Source organism: Bacteroidota bacterium, from assembly GCA_030706565.1.
In the GTDB taxonomy this organism is placed as follows: Bacteria; Bacteroidota; Bacteroidia; order Bacteroidales; family JAUZOH01; genus JAUZOH01.
Genome location: JAUZOH010000053.1, coordinates 1 through 14,968, shown reverse-complemented (window position 1 = coordinate 14,968; position 14,968 = coordinate 1). Strand labels below are relative to the sequence as shown.

The window sequence follows — 14,968 nt, the reverse complement described above, 5'->3', positions numbered from 1 at the left end:
TGAGCAGATGCAGTAGCTCGGTGTTGCTCCATTCCGCAAGTTGCCTCCTCGCCCGACAATGACCATTTTACAGCAGCCAGCTGCCCCTCGCAGAAATGTGTTGCCAAAGAAAGGTGTATTCCCGAAACAAGAATCAGTACTGCAAATAATATGGAAAAAACTTTTTTCATTTAATTGTAAAACGATTTAGAGTCGAAAATGTTTTATGGAACAATTAAAACTTAAATAATGATCCTCTGTACAATAAATCTTTTTACATTTGTAACACTAATTATTTAATTCGTGTTACAATGGCCATAAGTCGATTTGGCGTCAGCCTGGAAGAAAATTTACTTACCGCACTGGACAATTTTGTGAAGGAAAACAAATTTGCAAACCGTTCACAAGCCCTGCGTTATCTAATTGAGAAGAACCTGGTTGAGAAAAAATGGCAGTGCGACAGGATTGTAGCAGGAGCTATCGTATTGCTATACAACCATCACAAAAAGGATCTTTCGACCAAACTAACTGACATACAGCATGATTTTCATGAAGTCATCCTGGCGACCCAGCATTTTCACCTGGATGAGGGCAATTGCATGGAGATAGTTTCCATCAAAGGGCCGGCCCACACGCTGACCGAACTGTCAGATTTATTAATCAGCATTAAAGGAATCAAATACGGAAAATTGGTCATGAGCCAGGCCGATTAGTCTTATGATGCCGGTTTATCTTAATTCCCCATCATGATCACAGCAATAATAACCCTGAAGAGTGCGACAAATCAGTAACAATATAATCCAAAAGCTTTATCCCGTGTCAAAAAGTCATGTTAGCAGAGTAAAATTTAATATTAGAAGACATTCAAAACAAGAATAGAAATGCACATTCCAGACGGATACCTCAGCCCGCAAACGTATATCCCTTTTTATGTTGCCTTTATAGGGATAATTGCCGTGGGCATAAAAAAGATAAAAAAGAAACTTTCGACAAAGATGATACCCTTTTTGGGAATGTCGGCAGCTTTTTCATTTCTGATTATGATGTTCAACATTCCTATTCCGGGCGGGACATCAGGCCACGCGGTAGGCGCAGCACTCATTGCACTGCTTTTCGGGCCTTGGGTAGCCACTCTTTCTGTTTCCGTTGCGATCATCATTCAGGCTCTTATTTTCGGAGACGGAGGAATTACGGCTATCGGTGCAAACTGCTTTAATATGGCCTTCGTCATGTCGTTCACGGCCTATTATATTTTTAAAATGATTCCTGGAGGAAAAAATCAATTCATCAAGAATAATATTGCAGCTTTTTTATCAGGATACTTTAGCCTTTGTATTACAGCAATAATTACAGCAACAGAACTGGGAATACAGCCCATAGTTGCCCATGCAGCCAATGGAACACCTTTATATGCCCCATATTCCCTGAAGATTGCCATACCGGCGATGGCCCTGGAACATTTTCTGCTTTTCGGAATCATTGAAGGACTGATTACCGCCCTGCTTTTCAGGTATTTTCAGAAGAATCACAGGGAATTGATTTATGTTCTACAACCCTGATGAGATGAACAAAATTCAAAAAAATATTTTGCTTGCCCTGCTGATCATGCTTCTGCTGACTCCTTTGGGAATCATTTTGCCGTCAGTCTTCCATTCAGAAGGGGCCTGGGGGGAATGGTCCACCGAAGTTGTCCGGCAAAAGACAGGTTCAGTACCCCGGGACATGAAAAAAACGGCTAAAATCTGGAAAGCACCACTGGCAAATTACGGTTTTGGAAAAAATAATTCATCCTGGCTGGGGATTTTGGGCTATGTTATTTCAGCGGTAGCAGGTTCTGGCTTAATCATGATCATCACTTACCTGCTTTTAAAACTTTTTCACAAGCATGACTGACGCACTTCCATCATTTTTACAAACGAATGAAATACATTCAAGGCAGGGAGAAAAACATAAAAAAACCGCTTCACTTCCTATTGACAGAACCCTAAAAAAAGCCGCAAACCTGATCAAATCGGGAACCCTCCAAAACGAATTTTCAGTCCAGGACGGCTTAATGCAGAAAATAGACGCCCGTGCCAAAACTCTTTTCCTGTTTTTTTTCATGGTCATCATCAGTCTGGTCAAAGAAATTCCGACCCAGCTGGCAATTTCGCTGATTTTCCTGATTTTATACACACTTTCGCATATCAGGCTGTTCGAAGTTTATAAGAAAATATTGATTTTAAGTTTCTTATTTGGCTTTATTGTCGTTGCTCCTGCAGCCCTCAACCTGATTACCGGAAGGGAAATCATCATTCCGTTAATTCGGTTTCGCTCTGCGCAACAGGTTTGGATCTATCATATACCTTCAATAGTCGGAATTACAAGGGAAGGTTCTTTTTTTGTCCTCAGATTTTATCTGAAAGTTTTAAATTCCCTGACATTAACTTTTCTAATCTTTTACACCACCCCATTCAACAAGATCATCAAATCCATGAAGATATTCAGGGTTCCGGGAATACTATTGCTGATTATCACACTGGCCTTCAAGTTCATCTTTGTATTGGCACAAACCATTGAAGAAACCTACTTTGCCATGAAATTACGCTGGTGGGAACAGTCCGGCGAAAATGAATCCACCAGATTGATAACTGGCCGGATTGCTTATATCTTCCGCAAATCATGGATAAAATATGAGGAAGTATATATGGCCATGACCGCCAGGGGCTTTTCCGGAGATACCAATCTGTGTTATCTTAGAAAAGTGGAATGGCCGGATATTTTGTTTTTGTCTTTATCTTTGCTTGCAGGAATCATCATCTTATGCTTTTTTATATAATAAAATGGAAAATATAATCAGACTGGAAAATGTCACATACAGCTATCTTCAAAAACATACTGCCTTACATGATGTCAGCTTTGCAGTAGGACAGGGAGAAATATTTTCCATTATAGGATCTAATGGCAGCGGGAAATCCACCCTTCTGCATATTCTCTGCGGACTGATTTTCCCGGAGAAAGGGAAAGTTTATTACAAAGATGAGCTTGTCAGCGAAGAATCCCTTAAAGACATTAATTTTAACCGCTATTTCAGGACAAGCGTGGGTTATGTTTTCCAGGATTCGGACAGCCAATTGTTCTGTCCAACGGTTTTCGATGAATTAATATTTGGCCCCCTCCAGATGGGCATGAACAAAGAAAATGCTTTCGAAAGGGCAGAGACAGTCATGAAGATGCTTGATCTGGAACCTATTAGGGAACGGCCAACCTACATGCTGTCAGGGGGTGAAAAAAAGAAAGTGGCCATCGGGGCGATTTTAACCATGAACCCGGAGGTCCTTTTGATGGATGAGCCCATGAGCGGGCTGGATCCCAAAACAAGATCTTATGTCACTGAACTCATCTTTCAACTGAATGAAGCCGGGAAAACCATTATCCTCACTACCCATCAGCTCGAGTTGGTAGATCACCTGCAATCAAGAGTTGCCGTTTTGTCAGAAGATCATACTATAGAAAAAACAGGGACAGCGGAAGAAATTCTTTCAGATACGGATTTGCTGATCAAAACAAATTTGATACACGAACAATTACACAAACATGGAGAGATGATCCACAAACACCTTCCTACAGGATTTCCATTTCACAAACATTAAGAATAAACCGAGATACTAATCACCTGAGATTACATTTTTTGCTTTATCTCTTTACTATATTCTTAGGCAAAATAAATCTATCTTTATAGTAAGTTTTCTGATTATTAAATAAATCCTCAAAAAAAGCGTTGTTCTTATAAAATTAAACCACTGACAAAAATTCCTGTTCAAATTTTGGGCTAATTTTTGTAATACCGGAGTCGGACCAGAAAAGACAGAAATCATTAATGAAAAAGATCAACTTAATATATAGCCTCAGTTTTATTTTCTTTCTTGTTATTAATTTATCAATAGAAGGACAGACAACCAAAATCAGGGGTAAAGTAAGTGATGCCCAGACCAAAGAATTACTTCCCTTTGTTAATATTTTCCTGAAGGGCACCGACCAGAGAACCATCACCGATTATAATGGTGAATTCTATATTGAAACCCGCCTTCCGGTTGATACTCTCGTTGTCACGTACATGGGATATAAACGCCAAAAATATTATGTTAAAAAGAATCAGTATCAGGAAATAAATATCGAACTTGAAAATGATACTTATGTATTAAGGGAAGTAGTTATTCATCCTACCGAAAATCCTGCCCATCGCATCATCAGGAATATTATTGCCCACAAGAAAAAAAATAATCCTGACAAACTTACCGGTTATTCTGCAGAAGTTTATAATAAAATGGAATTCGATGTTAATAACATTGATAATAAGTTTAAGAAACAAGCTGTTTTTAAGCAATTCCAATTTATTTTTAATTATGTGGATACATCGGCAGAAACCGGAAAAGTTTTCCTGCCTGTTTTCTTAACAGAAAGCTTATCAGATTATTACTATCAGAAAAATCCAAAACGTACCAAGGAAATAATAAAAGCCAGCCATATTTCGGGAGTAGAAAATGCCAGCATCTCTCAGTTCACCGGACAAATGTACATAGATGCCAATATTTATGACAACTACATCAATGCATTCGATAAAAATTTCATCAGCCCCATTGCTGATTTCGGCTTGTTTGTCTATAAATATTACCTGCTAGACAGTACTTATATCGATAACGTCAGATGTTATCATATTTCATTCAAACCCAAGAGGAAACAGGAATTAACTTTTACCGGGGATTTCTGGGTAGCCGATTCAAGCTGGGCGATAAAAAAAATAAATGCCAGAATAGCCGAAGATGCCAATATCAATTTTATCAACAATCTGACCGTAAGCCAGGACTTTTCAAAATTAAATGACACCACCTGGTTCCTGGTCAAAGACCAGGAATTTGCTGATTTTTCAATTGAGAAAAAGGCAATCGGATTGTTTGGGCGAAAAACCACCTCCTTTAAAAACATCAAGTTAGGAGTCCCAGACTCAAAACGCTTTTTCACTAATGAAATTCCCGAACAATCGATAGTACTCAAAGATGCAACCAGGAAAGATACTGCTTTCTGGAACAATTCACGGCACGAACATCTCACCAAAAAAGAAGAAGATATTTATGCTATGGTTGATTCTATCCGGAAAGTTCCCGTATTTAACACTTATGTAGACATCATCACCACTTTTGTGACCGGATATTATGTTCATGGGCCCTTCGAATTTGGGCCCTATTTTAAAACAGCCAGTTATAATCCGATAGAAGGAGAACGTCTCAGGCTGGGTCTTAGAACCAGCAATGATTTCAGCACGAGGATAATGCTTTCAGGCCATATAGCCTATGGTTTCAAAGATGAAAAACTAAAATACGGCATAGGAACAATGTACATGCTGAACAAAAGCCCAAGGGAAGTCCTCGCATTTAATTACAAAGACGATATTGAACAATTGGGGCAAAGCATCAATGCTTTCACCGAAGACAATATTCTGGCTTCCATTCTGGCAAGGAGACCAAAGAACAAGCTACTCATGGTCCGGGAATTTGAAAGCTATTACGAAAAAGAATGGTTCGAGGGTTTGTCGAGTACCCTGAGATTTTCCAACAAAATTATTTTCCCCTCTGAAATCATTCCCTTTGAAAATACCCGGGATTCACGCAACTGGAGCAGGATTACATCATCAGAAATCACCCTGACCACCCGTTTTGCCTACAACGAAAAATTCATGAACGGGGAATTTGAACGGACTAGCATGGGATCAGATTACCCGATTCTCAAAATTGATTTTACCAAAGGATTGAAAGGAGTGCTGAATTCAGACTATAAGTACTACAAGCTCCACGTCGATCTCACGCATAGCATTAAAATCAATCCCTTAGGAACATTTAACTATGAAATCCAGGCAGGTAAAATATGGGGAAACCTGCCCTATCCGCTTCTCCGCCTCCATGAAGGAAATGAAACTTATGCCTTTGATGCTTCATCTTTTAACATGATGAATTATTATGAATTCGTGAGCGACCGCTATGCTTCCCTCTTTGCAGAACATCATTTTGAAGGGTTGTTTTTAAACCATATTCCCCTGATGAGAAAGTTGAAATGGAGGGAAGTGGTTTATGGCAAAACACTGATCGGCAGTCTGAACGAAGAGACAAAGGAAATAATGAACTTCCCTTCCACCCTTTCCGGTTTATCGAAACCTTATACAGAAGGGGGATTGGGTATTGAAAATATCTTTAAAATCATCAGGATTGATGCCATCTGGCGCTTTTCCTATCTGAATCACCCTGAAATTCAACGTTTTGGCCTTAGGGTAGGATTGCAGCTTATTTTCTAAGGACAATCACCTTGCCGACAGGGTAAAATAGAAGGTAGCTCCTTCTTCCACATTGCTTACTGCCCAGATTTCACCACCATGCCTGCTGATGATACGGTTTACGGTTGCCAGGCCTATTCCGCTTCCCTTAAATTGCTGTTCACTGTGCAAACGCTGGAAAGGAGTAAAAAGCCTGGAAGCATAACTCATATCGAAGCCTGCGCCATCATCACGGACATAATATACTTTCCGGCCATCCTGCTGTTCAACGCCTAATTCAATATTTGCTTCAGGATGATTCCCCGTAAATTTTACAGCATTATTCAGCAAATTATATAAAGCTATTTTGATCAAACCTTCATCAGCATGTACTTTTAAATCACCCTTCACCGTAAAATTTATTTTTCTCTCTGAGGTCAAAGAATTCAAGATTTCATTCATCAGTTCCTTAGCTAATAACTCCATATCTATTTCCTTCAGGGAGATTTCGCTTCTGATAATCCGTGAAAGATTAAGCAGATCACCGATCAGCTGTTCCATTCTCTCGGTTGCCTTTATGATTCGCTGTAAATATTCCTGAGCTATTTCATCCAGGGAAGAGATATAATCCTCCAGGAGTATCTTGCTGAAACCATTGATTCCTCTAAGGGGAGCACGCAAATCATGAGAAACAGAATAAGAAAATGATTCAAGTTCTTTATTAGCAGTTTCCAGTTCTTTAGTTCTTTGCAACACTTTTTCTTCCAGTGTTTCATTATTTCGCAAAACTTCTTGATGCAGCAAGGAATTTTGAATGGTAATGGCAATCTGAAGACAAACGGTTTCTATCAGTCTTAGGCTCCTTTCATTAGGCTTTTCCTGTCCATAGGTGTATAAAAACATGACTCCCACACATTCGTCCTGTATGATTAAAGGGAAAGCCGCATAAAATTGGATATCTTCATTCCTTAATAGTTCATAAGAAGCGTACTGTGCAATAGCTTCCCGATTGCCCAGGATTAAGGATTTCTTTTCTAAAGCACAATGACCGCAAAGTCCCTCTCCTGTTTTAATCCCTTTTACCTTATAGAGATTTTTTATTCTATCTGAAACGTTGATATCGGTCATTAACTTCAGGTAATGATCAGGATCCATCAGACAAATGCCGCCACAGGTTAATTGTGTGGCATTTAAGGCTTCATTCAACACATTATGAAGGTTTGTCACAAGATCGGAAGCACTGGTACAGGCCGTAATAATTTTATTGATAATGCTCATTTCATGAGCATAGGTTTTAATTTCTTCAACAGCCTGTTGACGTTCAGTGATATCCCTGGATATTAAAATAATGCAATCTTCTTCATTGATCCGTATGATGTCTGAAGAAATAAGGAAAGTACGTATTTCTCCAGACTTGATTCGAAACTGAACTTCACGGTTTTTAATAACCCCCTTCCCCCTAAGTTCATCAATCAGTTTTTTTCTCTCCCTGCGATCAACCCATAAATTAATAGCCATTGAATCGTTCCCAATAATTTCCTCCCTCGAATACCCCATTACCTGTACAAAGGCATCATTTACTTCAAAAAAACGGCCGTCTTTTAAGGTGGAGATGGTCACTAAATCCGGGCTGGATTGAAAGGCAACATAAAATTTTTGCTGGGAAAGTCTGAGTTCTTCTTCAGCCTGCTTGCGAAGCTTTTCTTCCCTGACTTTCTCCATTCCATAACCAATGTACTGGGTAATGACCTCAAATAAATAAATTTCATCTTCCTTGAAATAATCTTTTTCAGTAGCATAAACGCCCAAAACGCCAACAACCTGACCATCGACGAATATAGGGAATGCCGCGCCGGAGAAATAACCCCTTTTGACAATTTCATCGTGCCAGGGAATATCCTTAGCCTGAAGATCGTTTACAACCTGAGGAGAAGCAGTTTTTACCGCCAGTGAAAGAGGCACATTTCCTGCAGGAGAATCATCCAGGGTGAATTGTGTCAGGGATAAATAACCTTCTTCATATCCGCTGAAAACTATGGGCGTTACCACCAATTTTTCCCAATCACATATACCGATCATAGCCATCCGGAAAACCCCGAACTCAACTATATTGTCACATATTTTCTGGAAAAGTTCATGTTGTTCATCAATACGTGTAACCAGTATGTTAACATGATTGGAAATACGATAAATATTTTTTAACTGAACCCATCGTTTTCTCTCGGTTTCGTAAAAAGCAATGTCTTTCTGATATTGCTTAATGGTGGATTCAAGTAAAATAATATATTCTTTTAACTCAGCATCGGCAGGTGGAATGGGATTGTTTTCTCTTTTATCCATGCTACAGGTTATTACCTCAGTGAATTAAAACAAATACGAATCCAGTAAATATATAAAGATTTTCCAATTTCTGAAAATTATTGGCCTTAAATATTACATGGAATAACAATATAATTTTCAGTAATCTATACTCATAATGTCAAAATACAAAGCTTTTCCCTAAACCCCGATAGCAGAATTAAAAATATTTTTTGTTATCTAAAAAAATTCATACGCGTATTTTTTGCTCAAATGTTCTGATTCCTCATGAGCCATTAACTCACCTCCAACCGAATACTCCTCACCGGCCCTGTATATCCTTTCTTCAATTAATAAATTATCTTCATTGTAGGTATACAAAGTCAGATTTTGAAGAGTACCATTGCTTAGAACATTTTCTTCCCGTATCATATTCCCTTTTTCGTCATAATCATAACGGATCATAAAATGAGGAGCAGACAACTCGATTAAATGGTTCTTTTCATCATATTTCCGTACTCTCCTGCTGATTAATTCACCCTTGCGTGTACGGGCGACTTCCAAGGTCTGATTGCCATTTTCATCATATTGATATTCTGTTTTTCGAAGTATATATTCACCCTCATACTCAACAGACCCTGTCAGCTTAGAATCATCATTATATTCATAGACAATATGTTGCTCCATGTTTTTATTAAAGCCATAACGGATAAATTCAATGACATTGCCGTTACCATCAAGTTTCCGTTCTTCCTTACCATCAAATTCCCCATCCTCGTCGGTAAATGTTGTAGTGGTAGAGGTTGAACTTCTCTGGGTCCTTTCAAAAGATTTAGAACCATCGGCATACTCTATATCCTTGCCGGTAATTTTGCCCTCGGCATCCAATATATAATTTTTAACATCCCCTATTTCTTCTTCATCAATATAGTTTACTTCCCTGACCATCCGCCCCTTCTCATCAAAGTCATATTGATTGCGGCTTTCAACATTGCCTTCATTTGTATAGACAATTTCTTCAATAAGGTTCCCATTTTCATCAAAACGCTCAAATGAATTTTTATATTCATTATCCATGCTACCATTATTATTTACCAAAGAAGTAAAAATGGTACGTGTTTTTATCTTTTGCATATAACTTTTAGGATTTATTTTCTATATTAAATGCTCTGTATTTCTCCGTTTCTGTTAAATTTTCTTAATTTAATCAACCGGGAAAAACAAAAATTCAAGCCTTAAAAGTAATGTTTTCTTAGTAATCCTGATATTATCCCTTTAAAAATTATCAAACCAGTCATTTCCCAAGTAAAATGAAAATTCTTAAGTTTGCAATCATCATCAAAAGTTCATCAAAACAAGGATCAGGCATTTTTACCACAAGAATGAGTAAAAAATACCAATAAAATTTCAAGGTATTAAAACCTGTTTTTTAATTATAAAAAATAAGTTACACGATGAAAAAGCAGTTATTGATCATAATCATTTTTAGTTTTCTCCTTAACATTCCAATAAAGTCTGCTATAAAAGACAGTATTCAATATAAATCTCCCATCCGTCCTAAAACGCCCGAATGGGTTGATCATGCCGTATTTTATCAGATATACCCTCAAACATTTTATGATTCTGATTCAGACGGGATAGGCGATTTGAAAGGAATCACCGAGAAGCTGGATTACATTAAAAGTCTGGGGGTCAATGCCATCTGGATAAATCCCTTTTATGAATCGCCCTTCAGGGATGCAGGTTATGACGTATCCAATTATTACAAGGTTGCGCCCAGGTACGGCACCAACGAAGATGCCAGAAATCTTTTTGAACAGGCCCACAAATGCGGAATTCACATCATTATGGATTATGTACCCGGGCATACTTCGATAGATCATCCCTGGTTCAAGGCCTCTTGTGATTCAAAACCCAACAAATACAGCAACTGGTATATCTGGACAAACAGCACCTGGTTTGCCGGGATGGAAAAATACAGTTCAAATTTCATTCAGGGATATTGCAACCGGGACGGGAACTTTATGACTAACTTTTTCTGGCACCAGCCTGCGCTGAATTATGGTTTTGCCCATCCGGATCCTTCGCAGCCCTGGCAGCTGCCTGTCAACCACCCCGATGTGCTTGCTCTGAAAGCAGAAATGCGCAATGTAATGAAGTTTTGGCTGGACATGGGGGCTGATGGTTTCAGGGTAGACATGGCCGGTTCGTTAATAAAAAATGATGATGGAACAGCCTGTGCAGAATACTGGAAAGGAATAAGAGAATGGCTGGATAAGAATTATCCTGAGGCCTTTATGATTTCAGAATGGTCAAATCCGGTCAAATCGATTGGTGAAGGAGGTTTTCATGCTGATTTTAATCATTGGTCAAAAGGATATGAAAGCCTGTATCAAAAACAGGATAACAGCTATTTCAGCCGGCAGGGGAAAGGGAATATTTCGGATTTTCTGAAAACATACCTGGAACAATGGGATGCGACCAAAGAGAAAGGTTACATTTCCCTTCCTATTGGTAACCATGACATGATCAGAATTAAAAATAACGGTCGTACCGATGAAGATATTGAATTAATTTTCGCTTTTATGCTTACCATGCCAGGTGTTCCATTTATATATTATGGTGATGAAATAGGGATGAAGCAGCTTTATGGGATTCCTGTTACTGAAGGCTCGTATGGGGCAAGAGCCGGGGCACGTACGCCTATGCAATGGTCATCGGGCCATAATTGTGGATTTTCCAAAGCAGATTCGCTAAAATTATACAGGGCTGTGGATACTTCTGCATGTCCTCCTAACGTCATGTCCGAAGAAGAAGAACAAAATTCTCTATTGAACAAAGTAAAAAGACTGATTTATTTGAAAAATCAGGAACCGGCACTGGCTGCCTATGCTGATTTTATTCCCCTTTTGGATGAGAAAAACCAATATCCTTTTGCATATTTCAGGGCTGATGGAAAAGAAAAACTGCTGATTGTCATAAATCCATCTTCGGCTGCCGTTGAAAAAGCCGTTTCCCTTACGTATAAAATTGAAAGGCCTAAAGTATTGGCCGGGAAAGGGGTAATCATGAAAATTAAAAACAATACGGCACACCTTAAAATGCAAGGCATGTCGTATGTGATCATCCGCATGAACGCAAGAAAATAAATTCATCAAAGTCTGGAAACAATCCTCCTTGCTATGCGCATCTGGCCTTCAGCTTCCATGTGTACTCCGTCGGGTGTGAGTTTATTAAAATCTGGCCTAAGCATCTTGTAAATATTAATAAATTTCCAGTGATGTTTAGTGGCTATTTGGTGAAAAGGTTCAATAAGCGCACTCACCCGCTTGTCTCCGCCTTTATATTTTTCAATCAGCATATTATCATCTCCGTAAGGTGGAGGAGAAACCATGATAAAATGAGGCTTTTTAACTTTAAAAGCCGGATGATTTTCGATCTTTGCAATCAGAGTATTCATGTTTTGGATTACATCATTTTGCCGGTTTGCAAATTCAGCCTTGCAATCATTGGTTCCCAGGCACACGATCACATAATCAAAAGTTTCCCCGTTCAGGGAATCGCTTGCACATTTAATATACCGGTCGATATTTTTCAGGGTATTAAGCGACTCATGGCCCAGGTTATCAAAGCCAATGGTATTACCGCTAATCGATTGATTGATTATAGTTGCTGCAGGCAATAACTTACGCAGCTGAGTGACCCAGCCATCGGCATGTGCCCCGTTGGAATCACCAATAGTTAATATATTGGCTTTCAAAGTTTGGGCAGGAGCCTTGGTCTTGGTTTTGGCCTGCCCCTGTTGGGCCTGGATATTAAATGTCATCCAGGCAAAAATCAATGTGAATGATAATGTATTAACAAATATTTTATTCATTTTTAGTTGGTTAAGTAAATGAATGATAGACCGTTAAATATATTATTTCTCTTATAATTCCGGTGATTAAAATTAAACATTAAGAATTTTTTGTTTTAAAATCATTGTTGTACGGTTTAAATTATATCTATAGTTTCTTCACTTCTTTTCATTGCGCCCAGAATGACAATTATTTATATATTTTTGGAGGGTTTGCGGTGCGGCAATACCCATACCCGCCATCCAAACGTAAACATTTACGAACTTGTTGTTATACCGGGCATAGCGAGGGATATTTATATTTTTCCCGGGCACTAATAGATATTTATAAGTACTACAACACTGATTTAAATTCATAAATTTAAATGTTTATCTGTTAAAAAATCATTCAAAAATAATAAATTTAAGCAAACGTTTGCATAAATAATTTTTAACAGTAATTTTGCAGCAGAACTAGAGAAAAAATGAACAAACTTGATTTAACCAAAAAAGGCAAAAGGGAACAAACTTCGATTGTTGACATTGCCAAAAAGCTTCATATAGCACCTTCAACCGTTTCAAGGGCACTTAGCAACCATCCGAAAATCAGCGAGAAGACGAAAAAAAAGGTGATCGAATGTGCCAATCGAATGAATTACAAACATAATCAGATTGCCAGCAGTTTACGTACCGGCAAAACCAATACCATTGGGGTAATTGTTCCCCGGTTATACAGCCACTTTATCAGCTCGGTCATTAGTGGTATCGAGTCCGTTACAAACGAAGCCGGTTATAACATCATCATTTGCCAGTCCAGCGAAAATTTAAAAAACGAGAAAAACTGTATCAAAACACTGCTTTCGAGCCGGGTGGACGGGATTTTGATCTCCGTTTCAATGGAAACAGTAAATGACGATCATCTCCGGGATATTAGCCTGATGAATGTCCCTTTCCTGTTCTTCGACAGGGCACTTAAAAATTCGAAAGCCTGTAGTGTTACCAGTAATGACTTTTTAGGGGCATATACCGCAACAGAACACCTGATTAAACAAGGATGCAGGAAAATCGCCCATATCGGTGGCCACCTCAATCTGAATATCTATGAACAAAGGTTAAAGGGATTCAAAAAGGCATTAACGGACAACCACCTAAAAGTCAACGAATCATTAATTTTCAATTCCGGTGAAATGACCAATAACGCAGGAATGGAATTTGCCGAAAAGCTTTGGAATGGGAATAATGTACCTGATGGAATTTTTGCTTCAAACGATAATATGGCGACCGGTGTCATGACTTTTTTTATCGGCAAAGGCAAAAAAATTCCGGAAGATATCGCCATCGTGGGCTATTCCAATGCGTCTTTTACTCAGTGGATCACTCCTGCCCTCTCCAGTGTTGAACAGCACAGCCGCCAGATTGGAATAGAAGCCGCCAAATTGATCATTAAGGAAATTGAAACAGATAAAGAAGCAGATACAAAGGATTTGCAAACCGAAAATGTCGTTTTAAATCCAGAACTCATAATCAGGGCTTCCTCTAATCGTATAAATTCTTAACAAATAAATCATCATGTCAAAAGATATTTTTCAATTGAAAGACAAAGTTGTATTGGTAACAGGAGGAGGCACCGGCTTGGGCTTTGCCATTTCAACATGCTTTATTGAACAGGGAGCAAAAGTTATCATCTCAGGACGAAGGGAGGAAGTGCTTCTTAAAGCCTGTGAAAAACTGGGTTCCAATGCATCCTATGTATGCAATGACTTGTCAAATCTTGATCAGATTCCTGCTTTTGTCGAAAAAGTTAAAAAAATTTACGGTCGTATTGATGTACTTGTAAATAATGCAGGGCTTCATCTTAAAAAAGATCTTCTGGAGGTAACCGATGAAGAATTTTCAGAAATTATCCAGGTAAACCAGATGGCTGTATTCTCCTTATCGCGCGAAGTAGCAAAGCTAATGAAGGACAAGGGACAAGGAGTCATCATTATGATCAGCTCCATGGCTTCGCAATACGGGATACCCAAAGTGATTGCCTATTCTGCTGCGAAATCAGCCATAGAAGGAATGACAAGAGCCATGTCTGTTGAACTTTCTCCTTTCGGGATTAGAATTAACTGCATTGCTCCGGGATTTATCAAGACGAAAATGTCGGCAGGCGCCCTTGACAATGATCCCGGGAGAAAAGCAAAAGTACTGGGCCGGACTCCTTTGGGAAAATTGGGGGATCCTGTTGATATTGGCCATGCGGCAGTATTCCTGGCCTCAGATGCTGCGGAATTTATAACAGGAGTTGTTCTTCCTGTAGATGGAGGAAATTCAATTGGTTTTTAAACAAGTCGCATAAAAACAGCAAAAAAATGAAAATAACCGATGCAAGTGTTTTCGTGTGCTCACCGGGTCGAAACTTTGTTACCCTGAAAGTTTATACTGATGAAGGGATTTTCGGGTTGGGCGATGGCACATTAAATGGCCGTGAAAAAGCCGTAGTATCCTATCTTGAGGATTATTGCATCCCCTGTTTAATAGGACGCAATCCTTTTGATACCGAAGACACCTTTCAATATTTTTACCGT

At 38.8% G+C, this 14,968-nt stretch carries 13 protein-coding genes; 10 read left to right on the top strand and 3 right to left on the bottom strand.

Features of this window, described 5'->3' with window-relative positions; all coding sequences use genetic code 11:
• The first annotated feature begins 290 nt into the window (after window positions 1–290).
• From nikR to Q8907_04685, 6 genes are all read left to right on the top strand, one after another.
• Window positions 291–692: a nickel-responsive transcriptional regulator NikR gene (nikR, locus tag Q8907_04710; GenBank protein MDP4273562.1), complete on the top strand. Its 402-nt coding sequence runs from the start codon at window positions 291–293 to the stop codon at window positions 690–692.
• A 168-nt stretch (window positions 693–860) separates the two neighbouring features.
• Window positions 861–1,538 carry a cobalt transporter CbiM gene (cbiM, locus tag Q8907_04705; GenBank protein MDP4273561.1) on the top strand — a complete coding sequence of 226 codons (678 nt, stop codon included), beginning with the start codon at window positions 861–863 and terminating at the stop codon, window positions 1,536–1,538.
• Window positions 1,539–1,542: 4 nt separating this feature from the next.
• Window positions 1,543–1,872, top strand: coding sequence for a PDGLE domain-containing protein (locus Q8907_04700; protein MDP4273560.1), 330 nt, complete (start codon window positions 1,543–1,545; stop codon window positions 1,870–1,872).
• Window positions 1,865–2,797 carry an energy-coupling factor transporter transmembrane component T gene (locus Q8907_04695; protein ID MDP4273559.1) on the top strand — a complete coding sequence of 311 codons (933 nt, stop codon included), beginning with the start codon at window positions 1,865–1,867 and terminating at the stop codon, window positions 2,795–2,797. Before Q8907_04700 ends, Q8907_04695 begins: the two co-directional genes overlap by 8 nt.
• A 4-nt stretch (window positions 2,798–2,801) precedes the next feature.
• Entirely contained in the window at window positions 2,802–3,611 is an 810-nt protein-coding gene (locus Q8907_04690) for an ABC transporter ATP-binding protein (GenBank protein MDP4273558.1), read from the top strand.
• Between the two features lie 227 nt (window positions 3,612–3,838).
• Window positions 3,839–6,304, top strand: a complete 2,466-nt coding sequence (locus tag Q8907_04685) for a DUF5686 family protein (GenBank protein MDP4273557.1) — start codon at window positions 3,839–3,841, stop codon at window positions 6,302–6,304.
• Window positions 6,305–6,310: 6 nt separating this feature from the next.
• Here the strand turns inward: Q8907_04685 and Q8907_04680 are convergent, their stop codons facing one another.
• Both Q8907_04680 and Q8907_04675 read right to left on the bottom strand, forming a co-directional pair.
• Window positions 6,311–8,602: a GAF domain-containing protein gene (locus tag Q8907_04680; GenBank protein MDP4273556.1), complete on the bottom strand. Its 2,292-nt coding sequence runs from the start codon at window positions 8,600–8,602 to the stop codon at window positions 6,311–6,313.
• A gap of 198 nt (window positions 8,603–8,800) precedes the next feature.
• Window positions 8,801–9,694, bottom strand: coding sequence for a hypothetical protein (locus Q8907_04675; GenBank protein MDP4273555.1), 894 nt, complete (start codon window positions 9,692–9,694; stop codon window positions 8,801–8,803).
• A gap of 320 nt (window positions 9,695–10,014) precedes the next feature.
• On the opposite strand from Q8907_04675, the gene Q8907_04670 reads away from it, so the two are divergent.
• On the top strand, window positions 10,015–11,709 hold the full coding sequence (locus Q8907_04670) for an alpha-amylase family glycosyl hydrolase (GenBank protein ID MDP4273554.1): 1,695 nt from the start codon (window positions 10,015–10,017) through the stop codon (window positions 11,707–11,709).
• Window positions 11,710–11,714: 5 nt separating this feature from the next.
• On the opposite strand, the gene Q8907_04665 is transcribed toward Q8907_04670, so the two are convergent.
• Window positions 11,715–12,437 (bottom strand): GDSL-type esterase/lipase family protein, encoded by a 723-nt coding sequence (locus Q8907_04665; protein MDP4273553.1) that lies wholly within the window; start codon window positions 12,435–12,437, stop codon window positions 11,715–11,717.
• A 443-nt stretch (window positions 12,438–12,880) separates the two neighbouring features.
• Between Q8907_04665 and Q8907_04660 the strand changes: the two genes are divergently transcribed.
• The 3 genes from Q8907_04660 to Q8907_04650 all read left to right on the top strand — a co-directional run.
• On the top strand, window positions 12,881–13,951 hold the full coding sequence (locus tag Q8907_04660; protein ID MDP4273552.1) for a LacI family DNA-binding transcriptional regulator: 1,071 nt from the start codon (window positions 12,881–12,883) through the stop codon (window positions 13,949–13,951).
• Window positions 13,952–13,964: 13 nt separating this feature from the next.
• Entirely contained in the window at window positions 13,965–14,726 is a 762-nt protein-coding gene (locus Q8907_04655) for an SDR family oxidoreductase (GenBank protein MDP4273551.1), read from the top strand.
• 26 nt (window positions 14,727–14,752) lie between these two features.
• The coding region (locus tag Q8907_04650) for a bifunctional D-altronate/D-mannonate dehydratase (protein MDP4273550.1) at window positions 14,753–14,968 on the top strand (216 nt) is incomplete at its 3' end.

Coding starts and splice junctions, on each gene's coding strand:
- nikR (MDP4273562.1), top strand. CDS start 291: ATGGCCATAAGTCGATTTGGCGTCAGCCTGGAAGAAAATTTACTTACC.
- Q8907_04690 (MDP4273558.1), top strand. CDS start 2,802: ATGGAAAATATAATCAGACTGGAAAATGTCACATACAGCTATCTTCAA.
- Q8907_04660 (MDP4273552.1), top strand. CDS start 12,881: ATGAACAAACTTGATTTAACCAAAAAAGGCAAAAGGGAACAAACTTCG.
- Q8907_04700 (MDP4273560.1), top strand. CDS start 1,543: ATGAACAAAATTCAAAAAAATATTTTGCTTGCCCTGCTGATCATGCTT.
- cbiM (MDP4273561.1), top strand. CDS start 861: ATGCACATTCCAGACGGATACCTCAGCCCGCAAACGTATATCCCTTTT.
- Q8907_04665 (MDP4273553.1), bottom strand. CDS start 12,437: ATGAATAAAATATTTGTTAATACATTATCATTCACATTGATTTTTGCC.
- Q8907_04685 (MDP4273557.1), top strand. CDS start 3,839: ATGAAAAAGATCAACTTAATATATAGCCTCAGTTTTATTTTCTTTCTT.
- Q8907_04670 (MDP4273554.1), top strand. CDS start 10,015: ATGAAAAAGCAGTTATTGATCATAATCATTTTTAGTTTTCTCCTTAAC.
- Q8907_04675 (MDP4273555.1), bottom strand. CDS start 9,694: ATGCAAAAGATAAAAACACGTACCATTTTTACTTCTTTGGTAAATAAT.
- Q8907_04655 (MDP4273551.1), top strand. CDS start 13,965: ATGTCAAAAGATATTTTTCAATTGAAAGACAAAGTTGTATTGGTAACA.
- Q8907_04695 (MDP4273559.1), top strand. CDS start 1,865: ATGACTGACGCACTTCCATCATTTTTACAAACGAATGAAATACATTCA.
- Q8907_04680 (MDP4273556.1), bottom strand. CDS start 8,602: ATGGATAAAAGAGAAAACAATCCCATTCCACCTGCCGATGCTGAGTTA.